The sequence below is a fragment of the Gallaecimonas zhanjiangensis genome, assembly GCF_057624825.1.
This window is the reverse complement of the sequence record NZ_CM172603.1, coordinates 905,851-919,791: the sequence shown is the minus strand read 5'-3', so window position 1 is coordinate 919,791 and position 13,941 is coordinate 905,851. Positions and strand designations below refer to the sequence as shown.

Sequence of the window (13,941 nt, the reverse complement as noted above, 5' to 3'; positions counted from 1 at the left end):
TGGCTATTCAACCTGAGCGGATGATGTCTATGGAGCAAACCCCACAGTCGCAGCTTAAACTTCTGGTCGCTAAAGGTAAAGAACAGGGCTACCTGACTTATGCCGAAGTGAACGACCATCTGCCGGACGACATCGTCGATTCCGATCAGATAGAAGACATCATACAGATGATCAATGACATGGGTATCCAGGTGTTCGAAAGTGCACCTGACGCCGATACCCTGATGATGTCTGAAGATTCCACCGACGAAGATGCCGTCGAAGCTGCTGCCCAAGCTCTTGCCACCGTTGAAAGCGAACTGGGCCGCACTACCGACCCGGTACGCATGTATATGCGCGAAATGGGTACCGTTGAACTGCTGACTCGTGAAGGCGAAATCGACATCGCCAAGCGTATCGAAGACGGTATCAACCAGGTACAGAGCTCTGTTGCCGAATACCCTGAAGCCATCACCTACCTGCTCGATCAATACGACCGAGTAGAAGCAGGCGAAGCGCGTCTGTCCGACATTATTGCCGGTTTCATCGACCCTAACGCTGTTGAAGATGCGGCACCGACCGCGACCCATGTCGGTTCTGAACTGACTCAGGATCAGCAGAACGAAGATGAAGACGACGAGGAAGAAGAAGAGGACAACTCCGAGGACGACAACAGCCTCGACCCGGAGCTGGCCCGTGAAAAATTCGCCGCGTTGCGCGCTCAGTACGAGACCGCCCGTGTTGCCATCAAGGCCAAGGGCCGTGCTTCTGACGAAGCCCGAGACGAAGTACTGAAACTGGCGGAGATCTTCAAAGAATTCCGCCTGGTGCCCAAGCAGTTCGACCGTCTGGTTGCCGAGATGCGCGACATGATGGACCGCGTCCGTACTCAGGAACGGTTGATCATGAAGCTGGCGGTGGACGATTCCAAAATGCCCCGCAAGGTGTTTATCAAAACCTTCCCGGGCAACGAGTCCAACATGGGCTGGCTAGACGGCCACCTGGAAGCGGCCAAGCCGTATTCCGACACCATGAAGGCCCTCGAAGAAGATCTGCGCCGCTGCGTACAGAAGCTGCAACAGATCGAGCAGGAAACCGGCCTGACCATCGAGTCCATCAAGGACATCAACCGCCGCATGAGCATTGGCGAAGCCAAGGCCCGTCGTGCCAAGAAAGAGATGGTGGAAGCCAACTTGCGTCTGGTTATTTCTATCGCCAAGAAATACACCAACCGCGGCCTGCAGTTCCTGGACCTCATCCAGGAAGGCAACATCGGCCTGATGAAGGCGGTAGACAAGTTCGAATACCGCCGCGGCTACAAGTTCTCAACCTACGCCACTTGGTGGATCCGTCAGGCCATTACCCGCTCTATCGCGGACCAGGCCCGCACCATCCGTATCCCGGTGCACATGATTGAGACCATCAACAAGCTCAACCGTATTTCCCGCCAAATGCTGCAGGAAATGGGCCGCGAACCGACCCCGGAAGAGCTGGCCATTCGCATGGCTATGCCGGAAGACAAAATCCGCAAGGTGCTGAAGATCGCCAAAGAGCCGATCTCCATGGAAACTCCCATCGGTGACGATGAAGATTCGCATCTGGGGGATTTCATCGAGGACAACACCCTCGAGCTGCCAGCGGACGCGGCCACCAGCGAAAGCCTCAAGTTTGCCACTCAGGAAGTGCTGTCCAGCCTCACCCCCCGTGAAGCCAAGGTACTGCGCATGCGGTTCGGTATCGATATGAACACCGACCACACCCTGGAAGAAGTGGGCAAGCAGTTTGACGTTACCCGTGAGCGTATCCGTCAAATCGAGGCCAAGGCCCTGCGTAAACTGCGCCACCCTTCTCGCTCCGAGATTTTGCGCAGCTTCCTCGACGAATAAGCTCAGCGCTTAACAAAAACGGCACCCTAGGGTGCCGTTTTTTTATGGCGGGTAAAACACCGCCAACCAGATGGTGGGGGCGTCTGGGCAGGTCCAGTTCACCCTATGCTTGCAACCAGGCGGCAGCTCAATGTAGTTGCCCGGCCCCAATCTCACGGCGCTGCCGTCTTCAAATCCCAGCTCCGCCTCGCCAGCCAGCACCAACACCCATTCTCCTTCGCTTTGCTCGTACCAAAAGCCATCCGGCGAGCTTTGGCCATGGGAGACAATACGCTCGACGCGCATATCGCTGCGCCTTAGCAGGGTTTCAAAGACTTCGCCGTCAAAGGCATCGGGTAGCGGCGTAAACAAGTTGGCTTTGTTCATGCCAAGAGTATGGCCATCAATACCGGGGTTGCCAGGCTCAGCATAAAACCCGAGACAATGGCCACCGGCACGGCGCTGGCGCCGCCACTTTTTTGGATAACCGGCAGGGAAAAGTCCATGGCGGTAGCCCCGGCATAGCCTATGGCCAGCGGCAAAGCCCGCTGCATCAAAGTAGGAATAAGCGCCAGGGCCACCAGTTCGCGGAAAAGGTCCACAAAGAAGCTGGTGGCACCCCACAGCGGCCCCAGGGCATCGCTCACCAGAATGCCCGACAAGCTGTACCAGCCAAAACCACTCACCACCCCCATGGCATGGCGCACCGGCAACCCCAGCCAAGGGGCCAGCAGGGCACCGGCCAGCAAGGTACTGGCAAAGACCGTCAAAGCGATAAAGACGCCGAGGCGATTTAAGAACAGCTGGCGCAGGCTCATGCCGGCCGCGCGCAGCTGCATACCGATGAGCAGTAAAAGCAGGATAAGCGCAGCCTCTGAAAAGAGATGGGCATTAACGGGTAACACCAGGCCCAGCAAGGTGCCTGCCGCCACAGTGCCAATCAGGATGCCGGAATCCTTAAAGACGCTGGCCCAGGCGATGGGCTGGCGCTCCCCTTGCCGGCCATGGTCGTGAAAGAGCCTGGACAGCCCCCACAGCCCCAGCACATTGGCAGCGGTGATGGCAGCGAATATACCGGCGGTGGTACCGGCCATTTTCATTAAAGCCGGCCCTAGGTTGTCGATAGCCGCCAACCCCATACCCATGAAAAATAAGATGAAATAAACGAGGTAGCTGACAGCCCGGTTAACCCGGGCCATCCAGGATGCATTCAAAACAGGTACAGCGTAGCCCACCAGCAGGGGCACCAGGATCACAAGCAGGGAGGCAAGCATGGATAACTCAGAGACGGCAATAAAGGCCGCAGGTTATCACCTTTTTACATGCTCAGCATGGCCCTGTGCGCTTGGCGCCGCAGGGCTCTGACACGCCCCTGCAAGCCAAGTGCGGCGCGCCCTGCCAGGCTGCCGGTGGCGGCTGCCATCAACGCCAGATTGCGCACTATCACCGACCCCAGCACCACCAGGGACAAAACCAGGGCAAAAGCTGCCTGCAGCGATGCCAAAACGAAACGGATAACCATGACCTTGTCTCCGGCCGAAAAATGATGCGTATAGGATTACCGATTTGAATACACGCATCTAACTGAGAAAACCGAACAGCATGTTCGCCATGCTTAATTCTTCGCCAAACCCTTCAATCCCTTGGGTTTTGGCCCGGTCAAGGTGATGACAAGCCAAGTCCAAACCCCTTATACTCCCCAGCCACGGCCCCTTAGCTCAGTTGGTTAGAGCAGTCGACTCATAATCGATTGGTCGCCCGTTCAAGTCGGGCAGGGGCCACCAAATACCAAAAGGGCTAGCCGGTTTTGCCGCTAGCCCTTTTTGCGTTTGTGAGGCTGCATTGCCAAGCCTCTCTCAACACGCCAAACTCGCTCCGGCAATCTTGCCATTCCAGCTCCCCCAACATCCTCTGTTCCAGACACTCACCTTTGCACTACCGGCCTATACCAAAGGCTTATCCCTGACCTTTTTCCAGTGCTGCTTCACCTGAACAACGACCTTTTTCTCAATGGTATTTACGAAGCGCGATAACGGCTGAAAGCCTTGCCATTAGCGACTTCCAGCCACATTGACTGTTTTTAATGCCAGGGGCCAAAAACAGACATTTTTGGACCAAAAGGCGTTTTTTATACCTAGGCATAGTTTCTGCATTTTTGACGGTGTTTTAACTTTATACCAAGCGACATCAGTGGTTTGCCGCGCACTTTAAGAGGGTATTTTGCCCCTCGCTTATCAGTACATTGGCAAGAGTTCAGGAGGAGTTATGGACAGGTTAACAGCTATGGAGTCCTTCCAGGCGGTGGTTGACGCCGGAAGTTTCAGTGGCGCTGCCATGCGCCTGCATCTTTCCAAAGCCGTGGTCAGCAAGAGGGTCTCTTCCCTTGAACGCCACCTTGGAGTGCAGTTGCTGAACCGTAACACCCGCCAGGTGTGTGTAACCAGCCAAGGTGCGGCATTTTATAACTACTGCAGCAATATTGTTCGCGATTTCAACCAGGCCAGCGAGACCCTGCGCCAGGGCCAGGACAAACCCGAAGGTGAGCTGAAACTGGCCATTCCCCTGTGTGTTGCCAAGCTGCTGCAACCGATTTTGATGGATTTTATCAACCATTACCCCGATATCCATCTCAAGCTTCACCAAGCCGGCCGCCAGCTTAACCCCATTGCCGATGGCTATGACATGGCCCTGTGTGTGGGCCGCCTGGATGATTGCAACCTGGTCGCCAGACGTCTGGCCAGCCTTGAGCGTTGCTTTTGCGCCTCACCGGCCTACGCCAAGGGCAAAAATGCCGTTATCGGCTTTGAACAACTCAAATTCCAACGCTTCCTGGCCCTGCGCCAAGAGCCCAAGTGGGAAGTCATGCAATCTCATGACAACAGCGCTCAAGAGCTGCCCACCGTTTTTACCGCAGACAGCTACGAAATGCTGATGGGCGCTGCGCTGGATGGCCAGGGTATTGCCCTGATGCCTCGCAGCCTCATCCAACCCTATCTGGACAGCGGCCAACTGGTTGAGCAACACCTGCCTACCCTTGAGCCTCTGCCCATCGAGATCTTCGCGGTGTGGCCACCCAACCTGGGGATGCCGGTACGCCAACGCCTACTGATTGAGCACCTCGTCGACAACTTGGATTGATGCGCTAAAACTACACTACTTCATGACCCCCAGAAGTCTACTGGGTGGAGACAATCCGTCTCCACCCAGACTGCAAAGAACACATCCCGTTTACATTACACTCCCTTAGATAAACCAAACGATAGCAACTCTCACTATCACTATTACTATGAAAAAACCAGCCTAATCATATGATTAGGTTAAACAAGCCAGCCTAGGAGCTATAAGCATGGCCGATACTAAACTCGAAGTCCTGACACCTGATAACTGCCAAATCATCTTCATTGACCACCAGCCGCAAATGGCCTTCGGTGTGCAATCTATCGACCGTCAGGTATTGAAAAACAACACCGTTGCCCTGGCCAAAGCCGCCAAGGTGTTCGGTATCCCTACCACCATCACCACCGTTGAAACCGAGAGCTTCTCCGGCCACACCTATCCCGAGTTGCTGGACGTCTTCCCTGACAACAAGCTGCTTGAGCGTACTTCCATGAACTCCTGGGACGACCAGAAAGTACGTGACGCCCTGGCAGCCAACGGCAAAAAGAAAGTTATCGTCTCCGGCCTTTGGACCGAAGTGTGTAACAACAGCTTTGCCCTGTGCGCCATGCTCGAAGGCGACTACGAGATCTACATGGTGGCTGACGCTTCCGGTGGTACCTCTCTGGCCGCTCACGACTACGCCATGCAGCGTATGGTGCAAGCTGGCGTCGTGCCGGTAACCTGGCAACAGGTCATGCTGGAGTGGCAACGCGACTGGGCTCGCCGCGACACTTATGACGCCGTTATGGCTATCGTTAAGGAGCACTCCGGTGCCTACGGTATGGGCGTAGATTACGCTTACACCATGGTGCACGGTGCCCCTGAGCGCACCAAGGTTGAGCACCAGATCCTGGCTGCCGTACCTGCCAAGTAACACAAAAAAGGGGGCCACCGGCCCCTTTTTTACTCAGCGATTTTGGGACCCGGCCAACGCCGGGCCTTGCCGTTTTCAGGCGCAGTGAGTTTTCGGCACAAGGATACACCCTGACATGTCTTCATCTCCCCCAACATCTTCCCAGGCCTCGCCATCGGCGATGGCGCCCTTCTCACATGCCAGCTTTACAGTGCTGTGGCTGGCCACCGTGTTGTCCAACGTCGGCACCTGGATGCACGACGTGGGGGCCGGCTGGTTGATGACCTCCATGGCGCCCTCGCCGCTGCTGGTGGCCTTGGTGCAAACCGCCACCAGCCTGCCATTGTTCCTGTTTGCGCTGCCAGCCGGTGCCCTGGCCGACATCCTCGATAAACGCAAATTATTGCTGTCGGTGCAATGCGTGCTGGCCGTTACCGCTTTGTCGTTGGGGTACGTGGTTTACACCGGACTTATCACCCCCACCCTGCTGCTGATCTTCACCTTTGTTATGGGGATTGGCGCAGCCCTGACAGCTCCGGCTTGGCAGGCCATCGTGCCGAGCCTGGTACCCAAACCGGTGCTGCAACAGGCGGTGGCCATCAACAGCGTGGGCATCAATATCAGCCGCGCCATAGGGCCGGCCCTTGGCGGCATCATCATCGGTATTTCGGTGGCCATGCCGTTTTTCAGCAACGGCCTGAGCTTTTTGATGGTGATCATGGCCCTGCTATGGTGGAAGCCGCCGCAAAAGCCCGAGCGCCTGTTGCCCAATGAAGACTTGTGGGGAGCGGTAAGAGCCGGCGTGCGTTATGCGCTGCACAGTGCGCCCTTGAAGGCCACCATGGCCAGGGCCCTAGGGTTCTTCCTGTTTGCCAGTGCCTACTGGGCGCTGCTGCCGCTCATTGCCCGCAACGTACTTAAGGGAGACGCCTCCCTGTACGGCATGATGATGGGGGCCGTTGGGGTAGGCGCGGTTTCCGGCGCCTTTATCATGCCCTTTTTCAAAGCCAGACTCGGCGCCGACAAACTGGTGGCCCTTGGCACTATCGGCACCGCCAGCGCCATGCTGATCCTCGCCGCCGGTTTTGGCCACCTGGTTGCCGTCGCGGTCTGTTTGCTGGCCGGTGTGTCCTGGATCTTCGTGCTCACCAGCCTTAACGTCTCGGCCCAGGTAGCACTGCCCGAGTGGGTCAGGGCCAGGGGCCTTGCCATCTTCGTCACCGTGTTCTTCGGTGCCATGAGTGCCGGCAGCCTTATCTGGGGCCAGCTGTCCACCAAGGTGGGTATTCCCATGGCCCTGACCATCGCCGCCTGTGGAGCCTTGCTGGCCATTCCCCTGACCTGGCGCAATAAGTTGCAGGTAGGTGCCAGCCTCGATTTGGCGCCGTCCATGCACTGGCCAGAGCCGGTGGTGGAAGCCCAGGTAGATGAAGACCAAGGCCCGGTGATGATCACCGTCGAGTATTTAATCGACCCGGCCAAGGGCGCCGATTTTTGCCGCGCCGCCCAAGACCTTCGCCGCCACCGCCAGCGCGACGGCGCCTACGCTTGGGGATTGTTCGAAGACACCGCCAAGCCTGGCCGCTACCTTGAGTATTTTTTGGTCCAATCCTGGCTTGAACACCTTCGCCAGCACCACAGGGCAACTCGCTCCGACCAAGATCTGCAAAAGAACATGCTGGCCTTTCACATTGGCGAGCAGCCTCCCAAGGTTGAGCACTTTGTGGCGCCCAAACCGGTGCTGCCCAAAGGCGCTAAAGAATCGACCTAAAAAAGCGGCCTCAGGGCCGCTTTTTCATAACTCGCTCATCAATAGCGCGATCAGCTCGGCGGCTGGCAGGGCGCGGGCCAGTGGCGCCCCCTGCCCGGCCCACTGCACCGCAAAATCCTCACTTCCTGAGGCTTTGGCGGCCGCTACCAGGGCTTTACCGGCGTCATAGGCGATGGGGTAATCCGGCAGCGCTGGCGCTAAATCATCAAGCGGCTGGTAAAAGCGGTTAGGTAGGCCCCGGGCCGGGCGGCCGGAGATATTGCTGGTAATGGCGGTATGCAGGGCGCGCTCGCTTTTCATGGCGGCGCGGTAGGCGTCGTTAGCCGCCGATTCGGGGCAAAGAATAAAGGCGGTGCCCAGCTGCACCCCTTGCGCCCCAAGCGCCATGGCGGCGCGAATACCGGCGCCGTCCATAATGCCGCCAGCGGCCATAACCGGCACTTGGCAGGCCTGGGTAAGCTGCCTGACCAGCGCCAGGGTGCCAATTTCATCGTCATCAACAGGGTTAAATACGCCCCGGTGGCCACCGGCTTCTACCCCTTGGGCAACGATGGCATCAATACCGGCCGCTTCAATCTGCTTGGCTTCTGCCAGATTGGTGGCGGTGGCCAGCAAGGTGATACCGGCCTTTTTCAGGGCGTCAATGGCCCCTTGCGGCGGCAGGCCAAAATGAAAGCTCACCACCGCCGGCTTTTCTTCCAGCAGCATGGCGAGCATCGCCTCGTCGCCTACAAAGCTTTGATAAATCTCGCCAATGGCCGCGGGCGCCTTGGCGCCCAATTCGGCAAAGAAGGGGGCCAGGTGCGCCAGCCAGGCCGCCTCTCGCAGCGGGTCGGCCTGGGCCGGCTGATGGCAAAACAGGTTGAGGTTAAAAGGCTTGTCAGTGAGGACCCGCACCTCGGCGATTTGCGCCCTGGCCTGTTCGGCAGTGCTGGCACCGGCGCCAATGCTGCCAAGGCCACCGGCGTTCGACACCGCCGCCGCCAGCCGGGCCGTAGACACCCCCACCATGGGCGCTTGGATAATGGGCACTGTCATACCGAGACGCGACAGCAACTGGGATTTCATGGCACCTCCTGCTTGGCTTTCATGCCTGCCAGATAACCGGCAGGGCTTTTACCTTGCCATTTAATAGACGGTTGGTCTAAATTAATTTTCCATGGAAAATCCGACCCAACCCAAACGCCGGGGCCGCCCGCCCCGCCAGGACCGAAGCCCCGAGCAAATCAAAGCCGACTTGCTAAGGGCCGGTATCGAAACCTATACCAGCCAAGGCTTTAGCGCCACCGGCCTTGACGCCATTTTGCGCTCGGTAGCCGTGCCCAAAGGCTCTTTTTACTACTACTTTGCCAGCAAGGAGGCCTACGGCCTGGCGGTGCTGGACAGCTACGACGCCTTCTTTTGCCACCTGCTGGATAAATGCCTGACCAACCCTGCCCGCCCGGCCCTTGCAAGGCTCACCGACTTTGCCGAAGAGGCCAAGGCCGGCATGGTCAGATACCACTTTGAGCGCGGTTGCCTGGTGGGCAACCTCGGCCAGGAGGTTACCTTGTTGCCGGCGCCTTTTCGTGAGCGCTTAGAAGCGGTGTTGACCGGCTGGCAGCGCCGCCTGGCCCAGTGCCTGGAACGTGCCAAAACAGAAGGCGCCTTGGCCGAAAACGCCGACACCCAAGAGCTTGCCGCCTTTTTCTGGATAGGTTGGGAGGGCGCCGTGCTGCGCGCTCGCCTAAGCCGCTCGGCGGCCCCTCTGAACACCTTTATCAACGGCTTTATGGCCGGTCTGCCACAGTCACGGAGTTAACATGTTCAACGCATTGGTTGTCGAAAAAGACCAGCAAGGTTACCGCTGCAATCTGCAAAGCCTGGACGAAAGCGCCCTGCCCCAAGGGGACGTGCAGGTGGATATCAGCCACAGCACCCTCAACTACAAAGACGCCCTGGCCATTTGTGGCACCAGCCCGGTGGTGCGCCGCTTTCCCATGGTGCCGGGTATCGACTTTGCCGGCACCGTCTGCCACAGCCAGCACCCGGATTTCAAGACCGGCGACAAGGTGGTGCTGAACGGCTGGGGGGTTGGCGAACAGCACTGGGGCGGGCTGTCCCAAAAGGCCTCGGTGAGCGGCGACTGGTTGGTGCCCCTGCCCGAGGCCTTTGATAGCCGCCAGGCCATGGCCATCGGCACCGCCGGCTACACCGCCATGCTTTGCATCCTCGCCCTTGAGCGCCACGGCCTGACCCCAAGTAAAGGCGAAGTGCTGGTGACCGGCGCCAACGGCGGCGTGGGCAGCGTCGCCATCGCCCTTTTAGCCAAGCTCGGTTATCAGGTTACCGCCGCCACCGGCCGCCCGGTACTGGCCGATGGCTTAAAGGCCCTTGGCGCCAGCCACATCGTCGACAGGCGCGAGCTGAGCGAGCCCGGCAAGCCGCTAGCCAAAGAGCGTTTTGCTGCGGTGGTAGACTCGGTGGGCAGCCATACCCTCGCCAACGCCTGCGCCGCAACCCAAAGTGACGGCCTGGTGGCGGCTTGTGGTCTTGCCCAAGGCATGGATCTGCCCGCCACTGTGGCGCCCTTTATCCTGCGTGGGGTGAGCCTTTTAGGCATCAACAGCGTCACCCGCCCCAAGGCCGAGCGCCTGATTGCCTGGCAGCGGCTGGCAAAGGACTTAGACCCTGCAAAGCTTGCCGCCATCACCGAAGAAATCATCCTTGGCGAAGCGGTCAGCAAGGCTCAGGCCCTGCTCGATGGCAAGGTTCGTGGCCGGCTGGTGGTGGACGTAAACCGCTGACACTTTTTTCTGCCGCGCCTTAACCGTCAGGCGCCCTTAACTGGTAGCCTTGGCGGCTCTGACAATGCTTGAAGAGGCCACCATGGAAGCAGATTTTTGGCACCAAAAATGGGCCAAAGGCGAGACCGGGTTTCACCAAAATGATGTCAACCCGCTGCTGGCCGCCCACTTTGACCAGGTTAAGCCCCCTGCCGGCAGCCGCCTGTTCGTGCCCCTTTGCGGCAAGACCCGCGACATCGCCTGGCTGCTGGCAAAAGGCTACCCGGTGGCTGGCGCCGAGCTGAGCGAGACCGCCGTCAAAGCGCTGTTTGACGACCTAAAACTGGCGCCAACAGTGTCGCGCCACGGCGCCCTGAGTCACTACCAGGGGCCGATGCTGGATGTGTGGGTAGGGGATATTTTCGCCCTCACCCCGGCGCTACTTGGTCAGGTGGATTGGGTGTACGACAGGGCCGCGCTGGTGGCCATGCCCGCTGCCATGCGCGCCGATTATGTGCGCCAGTTAAAGACGCTAAGCGCCGGCGCCCCGCAGCTCCTTATCACCATGGAATACGACCAAAGCGCGCTCAAAGGCCCGCCCTTTGCGGTAATGCCCCAGGAAGTGGCCAGCCACTACGGCGCCAGCCATCGGCTCACCCTGCTCACCCAAGAGCCCCTGGCCGGCGGCTTTAAAGGGGTCGAGGCCAGTGAAGCGCTCTGGCAACTTGCCAAACCCTGATAAGAAAAGCCCGGCCAAGCCGGGCTTTTTTGTTTCAGACGCAAGATGTCTGAAATCATAACCATAAACGACATTTCGGACACCCCACTCCCTCCTATGATGAAAACCTGAACTGCACACAGCGCATTTAATCAGGAGAAACATCATGAGTAACAAAGAGTTGGGGACAGCTGTCATCACTGGCGCTTCATCCGGTATCGGCGCCATCTATGCCGACCGCCTGGCCAAACGTGGCTACAACCTGATCTTGGTTGCCCGCAGCCGAGACCGCCTCAATGCCCTGGCCAAACGCATCAGCGATGAGACCGGCCAAAGTGTCGAGGTGATAGCGGCCGATCTGGCCAACCCTGGTGACCTTCATGCCGTGGAAGACGCCCTGCGCCAAGACGCCAGCATCACCCTGCTGGTCAACAACGCCGGGGTCGGTACCCACACCCCGCTCCTTGATAGCGATATCGAGCAGATGGACAGCATGATCGCCCTTAACGTCACCGCGCTGACCCGCCTCACCTACGCCGTTACGCCGGGGCTCGCCAAGCGAGGCCTGGGCGCCATCATCAACATTTCTTCTATCGTCAGCATCGGCCCCGAGATCCTTAACGGCGTTTACGGCGGCTCCAAGGCGTATGTCCATGCCTTCAGCACCTCGTTGCACCATGAGCTGGGCGGCAAAGGCGTGCAGGTGCAGGCAGTGCTGCCCGGCGCCACCGCCACCGATTTTTGGGCGACCGGTGGCCTGCCCATCGAGCACCTTGACCCGCAAATCGTGATGAGCGCCGAAGCCATGGTGGATGCCGCGCTGGTGGGCTTTGACCGTAACGAGCAAGTGACCATCCCCTCCCTGCACGACGCCGCCTTGTGGGACGCCTATGAGCAGGCCCGCCAAGCCATGTTGCCAAACCTCGGCAGCAACAGCCCCGCCAGCCGTTACACCAACACTCACTAATTCCGTTAAAGACACTTAAGAGGAAATCCCATGAATATGTCAGGCAACACTATCTTCATCACCGGTGGTACCTCCGGCATTGGCCGGGCGCTGGCCGAGCAGTTTCACCAGGCCGGTAACCAGGTGATCATCTCCGGGCGCCGCAAGGCCTTGCTACAAGAGGTCACCGCCGCCAACCCGGGAATGGATTACGTGGAACTGGATGTTACCGATCCGGCCCAGATAGCGGCGGTAGCAAAAGACCTTATCGCCCGTTACCCCAAGCTCAATGCGGTGCTGAACAACGCTGGGGTCATGCCCTTTGACGACCCGTCCCAAGGGCAGTTTGACGACGAGCAACTGGTCGCCATGGTGGATACCAACCTGCTGGGCCCGGCCCGCATCAGCGCCGCCTTTATCGAACACCTCAAAACCCAGCCCCAGGCTTACCTTATCAACAACAGCTCGGTGGTGGCGTTCCTGCCCCTGGCTAACAACGCCTTGTACTCCGCCACCAAAGCCGCCGTGCATTCCTACACCCTGTCCCAGCGCTTTGCCCTGCGAGACAGCTCGGTGAAGGTGATTGAGATAGCGCCGCCCTGGGTGGATACCGACCTGATTTATAAAAGCGGCGACCCGCGCGCCATGCCGTTGGACGCCTTTGTCCGTGAAACCCTGGCCGGCCTTGCCGAGGGCAACATCGAGGTACTGGTGCAAAGCATCGCCCCCATCCGTGACAACCCGGGCAGCAACGAACATGCACTGATTAACCAGTTCAACCAGTCCCTGGTGGATAACCCCATCCCCTTGCAATAACCCGTTCTTGGCCACACAAGGTGGCCAAGGTTTTACCCCTCGTATAGGGTGATGGCAACTTGGCTCAGGAAAGACAGACATGCACAAGGTAGCTTTTATCGTCGAGCCGGGGTTTCAGATCCTCTCGCTCTCGGCCCAGGCGGTTTTTGAATTTGCCAACAAGGTTGCCGGCGAGCCTTTCTACCAGATAAGCCTTTATTCCCTTGAAGGGGGCAGCGTTCCCTCATCCCTCGCTGTGGGGGTAGAGACCCGGCCCCTTAGCGGGCAGGACGTTCAGGCCGACACCTGGGTGGTTACCGGTGTCAACGACCCGCACTTGCTGCCCGAGGTGGTGGAGCGCAGCCACTTTTTACGCAAGGCCAGCGGCCAGACCCGGCGCCTTGCCGCCATCTGTACCGGCGCCTACTTCCTGGCCCAGGCTGGGCTGCTTGACGGGCGCCGCGCCACCACCCACTGGGCCCTGGCAGACATCATGCAGCAGCAGTTCCCAAACATCGCCATGGATGCCAACCGCATCTACATCATCGATGGCCATATCTGGACCTCAGCCGGCATGACCTCAGGCCTGGACATGGCCCTGGCCATGGTGGAAAAAGACCTTGGCAACGACGTGGCCCGCTCTGTTGCCCACCTGCTGGTGATGAACCAAAAACGGGCCGGCGGCCAAAGCCAACATTCACAGATGCTGGCCCTTTCCCCCAAATCAGACCGCATTCAAAGTGCCCTCGATTACGCCCGCAACCACCTGCGCCAACCTTTGACGGTGGACGACTTAGCAGCAGCGGTGCATTTAAGCCCCCGCCAGTTCAGCCGTATTTTCAGGGAGGAAACCGGTAGGACACCGGCCAAAGGCATTGAGCTGCTGCGCCTGGAAGCGGCGCGGCTAATGATAGAAAAAAGCCGCCACAGCCTGGATGTGGTGGCCCGGGAGACCGGTTTTCGGGACCGGCGCCATATGCGGGAAGTGTTTGTGCGCAGTTTTGGCCTCTCGCCACAGCTGCTGCGCCAGCAGGCAAGGGCCGAGCCCATCGCCGGATAAAAAAAGGGGTAAGGGCTCTGCCCTTACCCC

14 protein-coding genes and 1 tRNA gene are annotated in these 13,941 nt (G+C 58.9%); 11 read left to right on the top strand and 4 right to left on the bottom strand.

From position 1 onward, the window contains the following. The first annotated feature begins 29 nt into the window (after positions 1 to 29). Entirely contained in the window at positions 30 to 1,865 is a 1,836-nt protein-coding gene (gene rpoD / locus AC22G1_RS04345) for an RNA polymerase sigma factor RpoD (RefSeq protein ID WP_487316688.1), read from the top strand. Positions 1,866 to 1,907: 42 nt separating this feature from the next. Here rpoD and AC22G1_RS04340 read toward each other — a convergent pair whose 3' ends face one another. The 3 genes from AC22G1_RS04340 to AC22G1_RS04330 are packed head-to-tail and all read right to left on the bottom strand — an operon-like array spanning position 1,908 to position 3,366. Beyond that, positions 1,908 to 2,231 carry a cupin domain-containing protein gene (locus AC22G1_RS04340; RefSeq protein ID WP_487315677.1) on the bottom strand — a complete coding sequence of 108 codons (324 nt, stop codon included), beginning with the start codon at positions 2,229 to 2,231 and terminating at the stop codon, positions 1,908 to 1,910. Next, complete coding sequence (locus AC22G1_RS04335) at positions 2,228 to 3,118, bottom strand: LysO family transporter (RefSeq protein WP_487315676.1); 891 nt, start codon at positions 3,116 to 3,118, stop codon at positions 2,228 to 2,230. The genes AC22G1_RS04340 and AC22G1_RS04335 overlap by 4 nt, the downstream gene beginning before the upstream one ends. Before the next feature lie 44 nt (positions 3,119 to 3,162). Further along, positions 3,163 to 3,366, bottom strand: coding sequence for a hypothetical protein (locus tag AC22G1_RS04330; RefSeq protein WP_487315675.1), 204 nt, complete (start codon positions 3,364 to 3,366; stop codon positions 3,163 to 3,165). A 185-nt stretch (positions 3,367 to 3,551) separates the two neighbouring features. Here AC22G1_RS04330 and AC22G1_RS04325 point away from each other — a divergent pair. From AC22G1_RS04325 to AC22G1_RS04310, 4 genes are all read left to right on the top strand, one after another. Continuing rightward, positions 3,552 to 3,628, top strand: a tRNA-Ile gene (locus AC22G1_RS04325). 481 nt (positions 3,629 to 4,109) lie between these two features. Further along, positions 4,110 to 4,982 (top strand): LysR family transcriptional regulator, encoded by an 873-nt coding sequence (locus AC22G1_RS04320; RefSeq protein ID WP_417357925.1) that lies wholly within the window; start codon positions 4,110 to 4,112, stop codon positions 4,980 to 4,982. Between the two features lie 208 nt (positions 4,983 to 5,190). Beyond that, positions 5,191 to 5,877, top strand: a complete 687-nt coding sequence (locus tag AC22G1_RS04315; protein WP_487315674.1) for a hydrolase — start codon at positions 5,191 to 5,193, stop codon at positions 5,875 to 5,877. Positions 5,878 to 5,992: 115 nt separating this feature from the next. Next, on the top strand, positions 5,993 to 7,627 hold the full coding sequence (locus AC22G1_RS04310; protein ID WP_487315673.1) for an MFS transporter: 1,635 nt from the start codon (positions 5,993 to 5,995) through the stop codon (positions 7,625 to 7,627). 24 nt (positions 7,628 to 7,651) lie between these two features. On the opposite strand, the gene AC22G1_RS04305 is transcribed toward AC22G1_RS04310, so the two are convergent. Further along, positions 7,652 to 8,695, bottom strand: a complete 1,044-nt coding sequence (locus AC22G1_RS04305) for an NAD(P)H-dependent flavin oxidoreductase (RefSeq protein ID WP_487315672.1) — start codon at positions 8,693 to 8,695, stop codon at positions 7,652 to 7,654. Between the two features lie 91 nt (positions 8,696 to 8,786). On the opposite strand from AC22G1_RS04305, the gene acuR reads away from it, so the two are divergent. From acuR to AC22G1_RS04275, 6 genes are all read left to right on the top strand, one after another. After that, positions 8,787 to 9,428, top strand: a complete 642-nt coding sequence (gene acuR / locus AC22G1_RS04300; protein ID WP_487315671.1) for an acrylate utilization transcriptional regulator AcuR — start codon at positions 8,787 to 8,789, stop codon at positions 9,426 to 9,428. A 1-nt stretch (position 9,429) separates the two neighbouring features. Then, positions 9,430 to 10,413 carry an acrylyl-CoA reductase (NADPH) gene (gene acuI, locus AC22G1_RS04295; RefSeq protein WP_487315670.1) on the top strand — a complete coding sequence of 328 codons (984 nt, stop codon included), beginning with the start codon at positions 9,430 to 9,432 and terminating at the stop codon, positions 10,411 to 10,413. A gap of 82 nt (positions 10,414 to 10,495) precedes the next feature. Beyond that, complete coding sequence (gene tmpT / locus AC22G1_RS04290; protein ID WP_487315669.1) at positions 10,496 to 11,131, top strand: thiopurine S-methyltransferase; 636 nt, start codon at positions 10,496 to 10,498, stop codon at positions 11,129 to 11,131. A 145-nt stretch (positions 11,132 to 11,276) separates the two neighbouring features. Next, complete coding sequence (locus AC22G1_RS04285) at positions 11,277 to 12,077, top strand: SDR family NAD(P)-dependent oxidoreductase (RefSeq protein ID WP_487315668.1); 801 nt, start codon at positions 11,277 to 11,279, stop codon at positions 12,075 to 12,077. Positions 12,078 to 12,107: 30 nt separating this feature from the next. Next, complete coding sequence (locus AC22G1_RS04280; protein WP_487315667.1) at positions 12,108 to 12,872, top strand: SDR family oxidoreductase; 765 nt, start codon at positions 12,108 to 12,110, stop codon at positions 12,870 to 12,872. Positions 12,873 to 12,951: 79 nt separating this feature from the next. Further along, positions 12,952 to 13,911 (top strand): GlxA family transcriptional regulator, encoded by a 960-nt coding sequence (locus AC22G1_RS04275; protein ID WP_487315666.1) that lies wholly within the window; start codon positions 12,952 to 12,954, stop codon positions 13,909 to 13,911. The last annotated feature ends 30 nt before the right edge of the window (positions 13,912 to 13,941 follow it).

Excerpts from the sequence above, each read along its gene's own strand:
- rpoD (WP_487316688.1), top strand. The coding sequence starts at position 30 with ATGGAGCAAACCCCACAGTCGCAGCTTAAACTTCTGGTCGCTAAAGGT.
- AC22G1_RS04340 (WP_487315677.1), bottom strand. The coding sequence starts at position 2,231 with ATGAACAAAGCCAACTTGTTTACGCCGCTACCCGATGCCTTTGACGGC.
- AC22G1_RS04335 (WP_487315676.1), bottom strand. The coding sequence starts at position 3,118 with ATGCTTGCCTCCCTGCTTGTGATCCTGGTGCCCCTGCTGGTGGGCTAC.
- AC22G1_RS04330 (WP_487315675.1), bottom strand. The coding sequence starts at position 3,366 with ATGGTTATCCGTTTCGTTTTGGCATCGCTGCAGGCAGCTTTTGCCCTG.
- AC22G1_RS04320 (WP_417357925.1), top strand. The coding sequence starts at position 4,110 with ATGGACAGGTTAACAGCTATGGAGTCCTTCCAGGCGGTGGTTGACGCC.
- AC22G1_RS04315 (WP_487315674.1), top strand. The coding sequence starts at position 5,191 with ATGGCCGATACTAAACTCGAAGTCCTGACACCTGATAACTGCCAAATC.
- AC22G1_RS04310 (WP_487315673.1), top strand. The coding sequence starts at position 5,993 with ATGTCTTCATCTCCCCCAACATCTTCCCAGGCCTCGCCATCGGCGATG.
- AC22G1_RS04305 (WP_487315672.1), bottom strand. The coding sequence starts at position 8,695 with ATGAAATCCCAGTTGCTGTCGCGTCTCGGTATGACAGTGCCCATTATC.
- acuR (WP_487315671.1), top strand. The coding sequence starts at position 8,787 with ATGGAAAATCCGACCCAACCCAAACGCCGGGGCCGCCCGCCCCGCCAG.
- acuI (WP_487315670.1), top strand. The coding sequence starts at position 9,430 with ATGTTCAACGCATTGGTTGTCGAAAAAGACCAGCAAGGTTACCGCTGC.
- tmpT (WP_487315669.1), top strand. The coding sequence starts at position 10,496 with ATGGAAGCAGATTTTTGGCACCAAAAATGGGCCAAAGGCGAGACCGGG.
- AC22G1_RS04285 (WP_487315668.1), top strand. The coding sequence starts at position 11,277 with ATGAGTAACAAAGAGTTGGGGACAGCTGTCATCACTGGCGCTTCATCC.
- AC22G1_RS04280 (WP_487315667.1), top strand. The coding sequence starts at position 12,108 with ATGAATATGTCAGGCAACACTATCTTCATCACCGGTGGTACCTCCGGC.
- AC22G1_RS04275 (WP_487315666.1), top strand. The coding sequence starts at position 12,952 with ATGCACAAGGTAGCTTTTATCGTCGAGCCGGGGTTTCAGATCCTCTCG.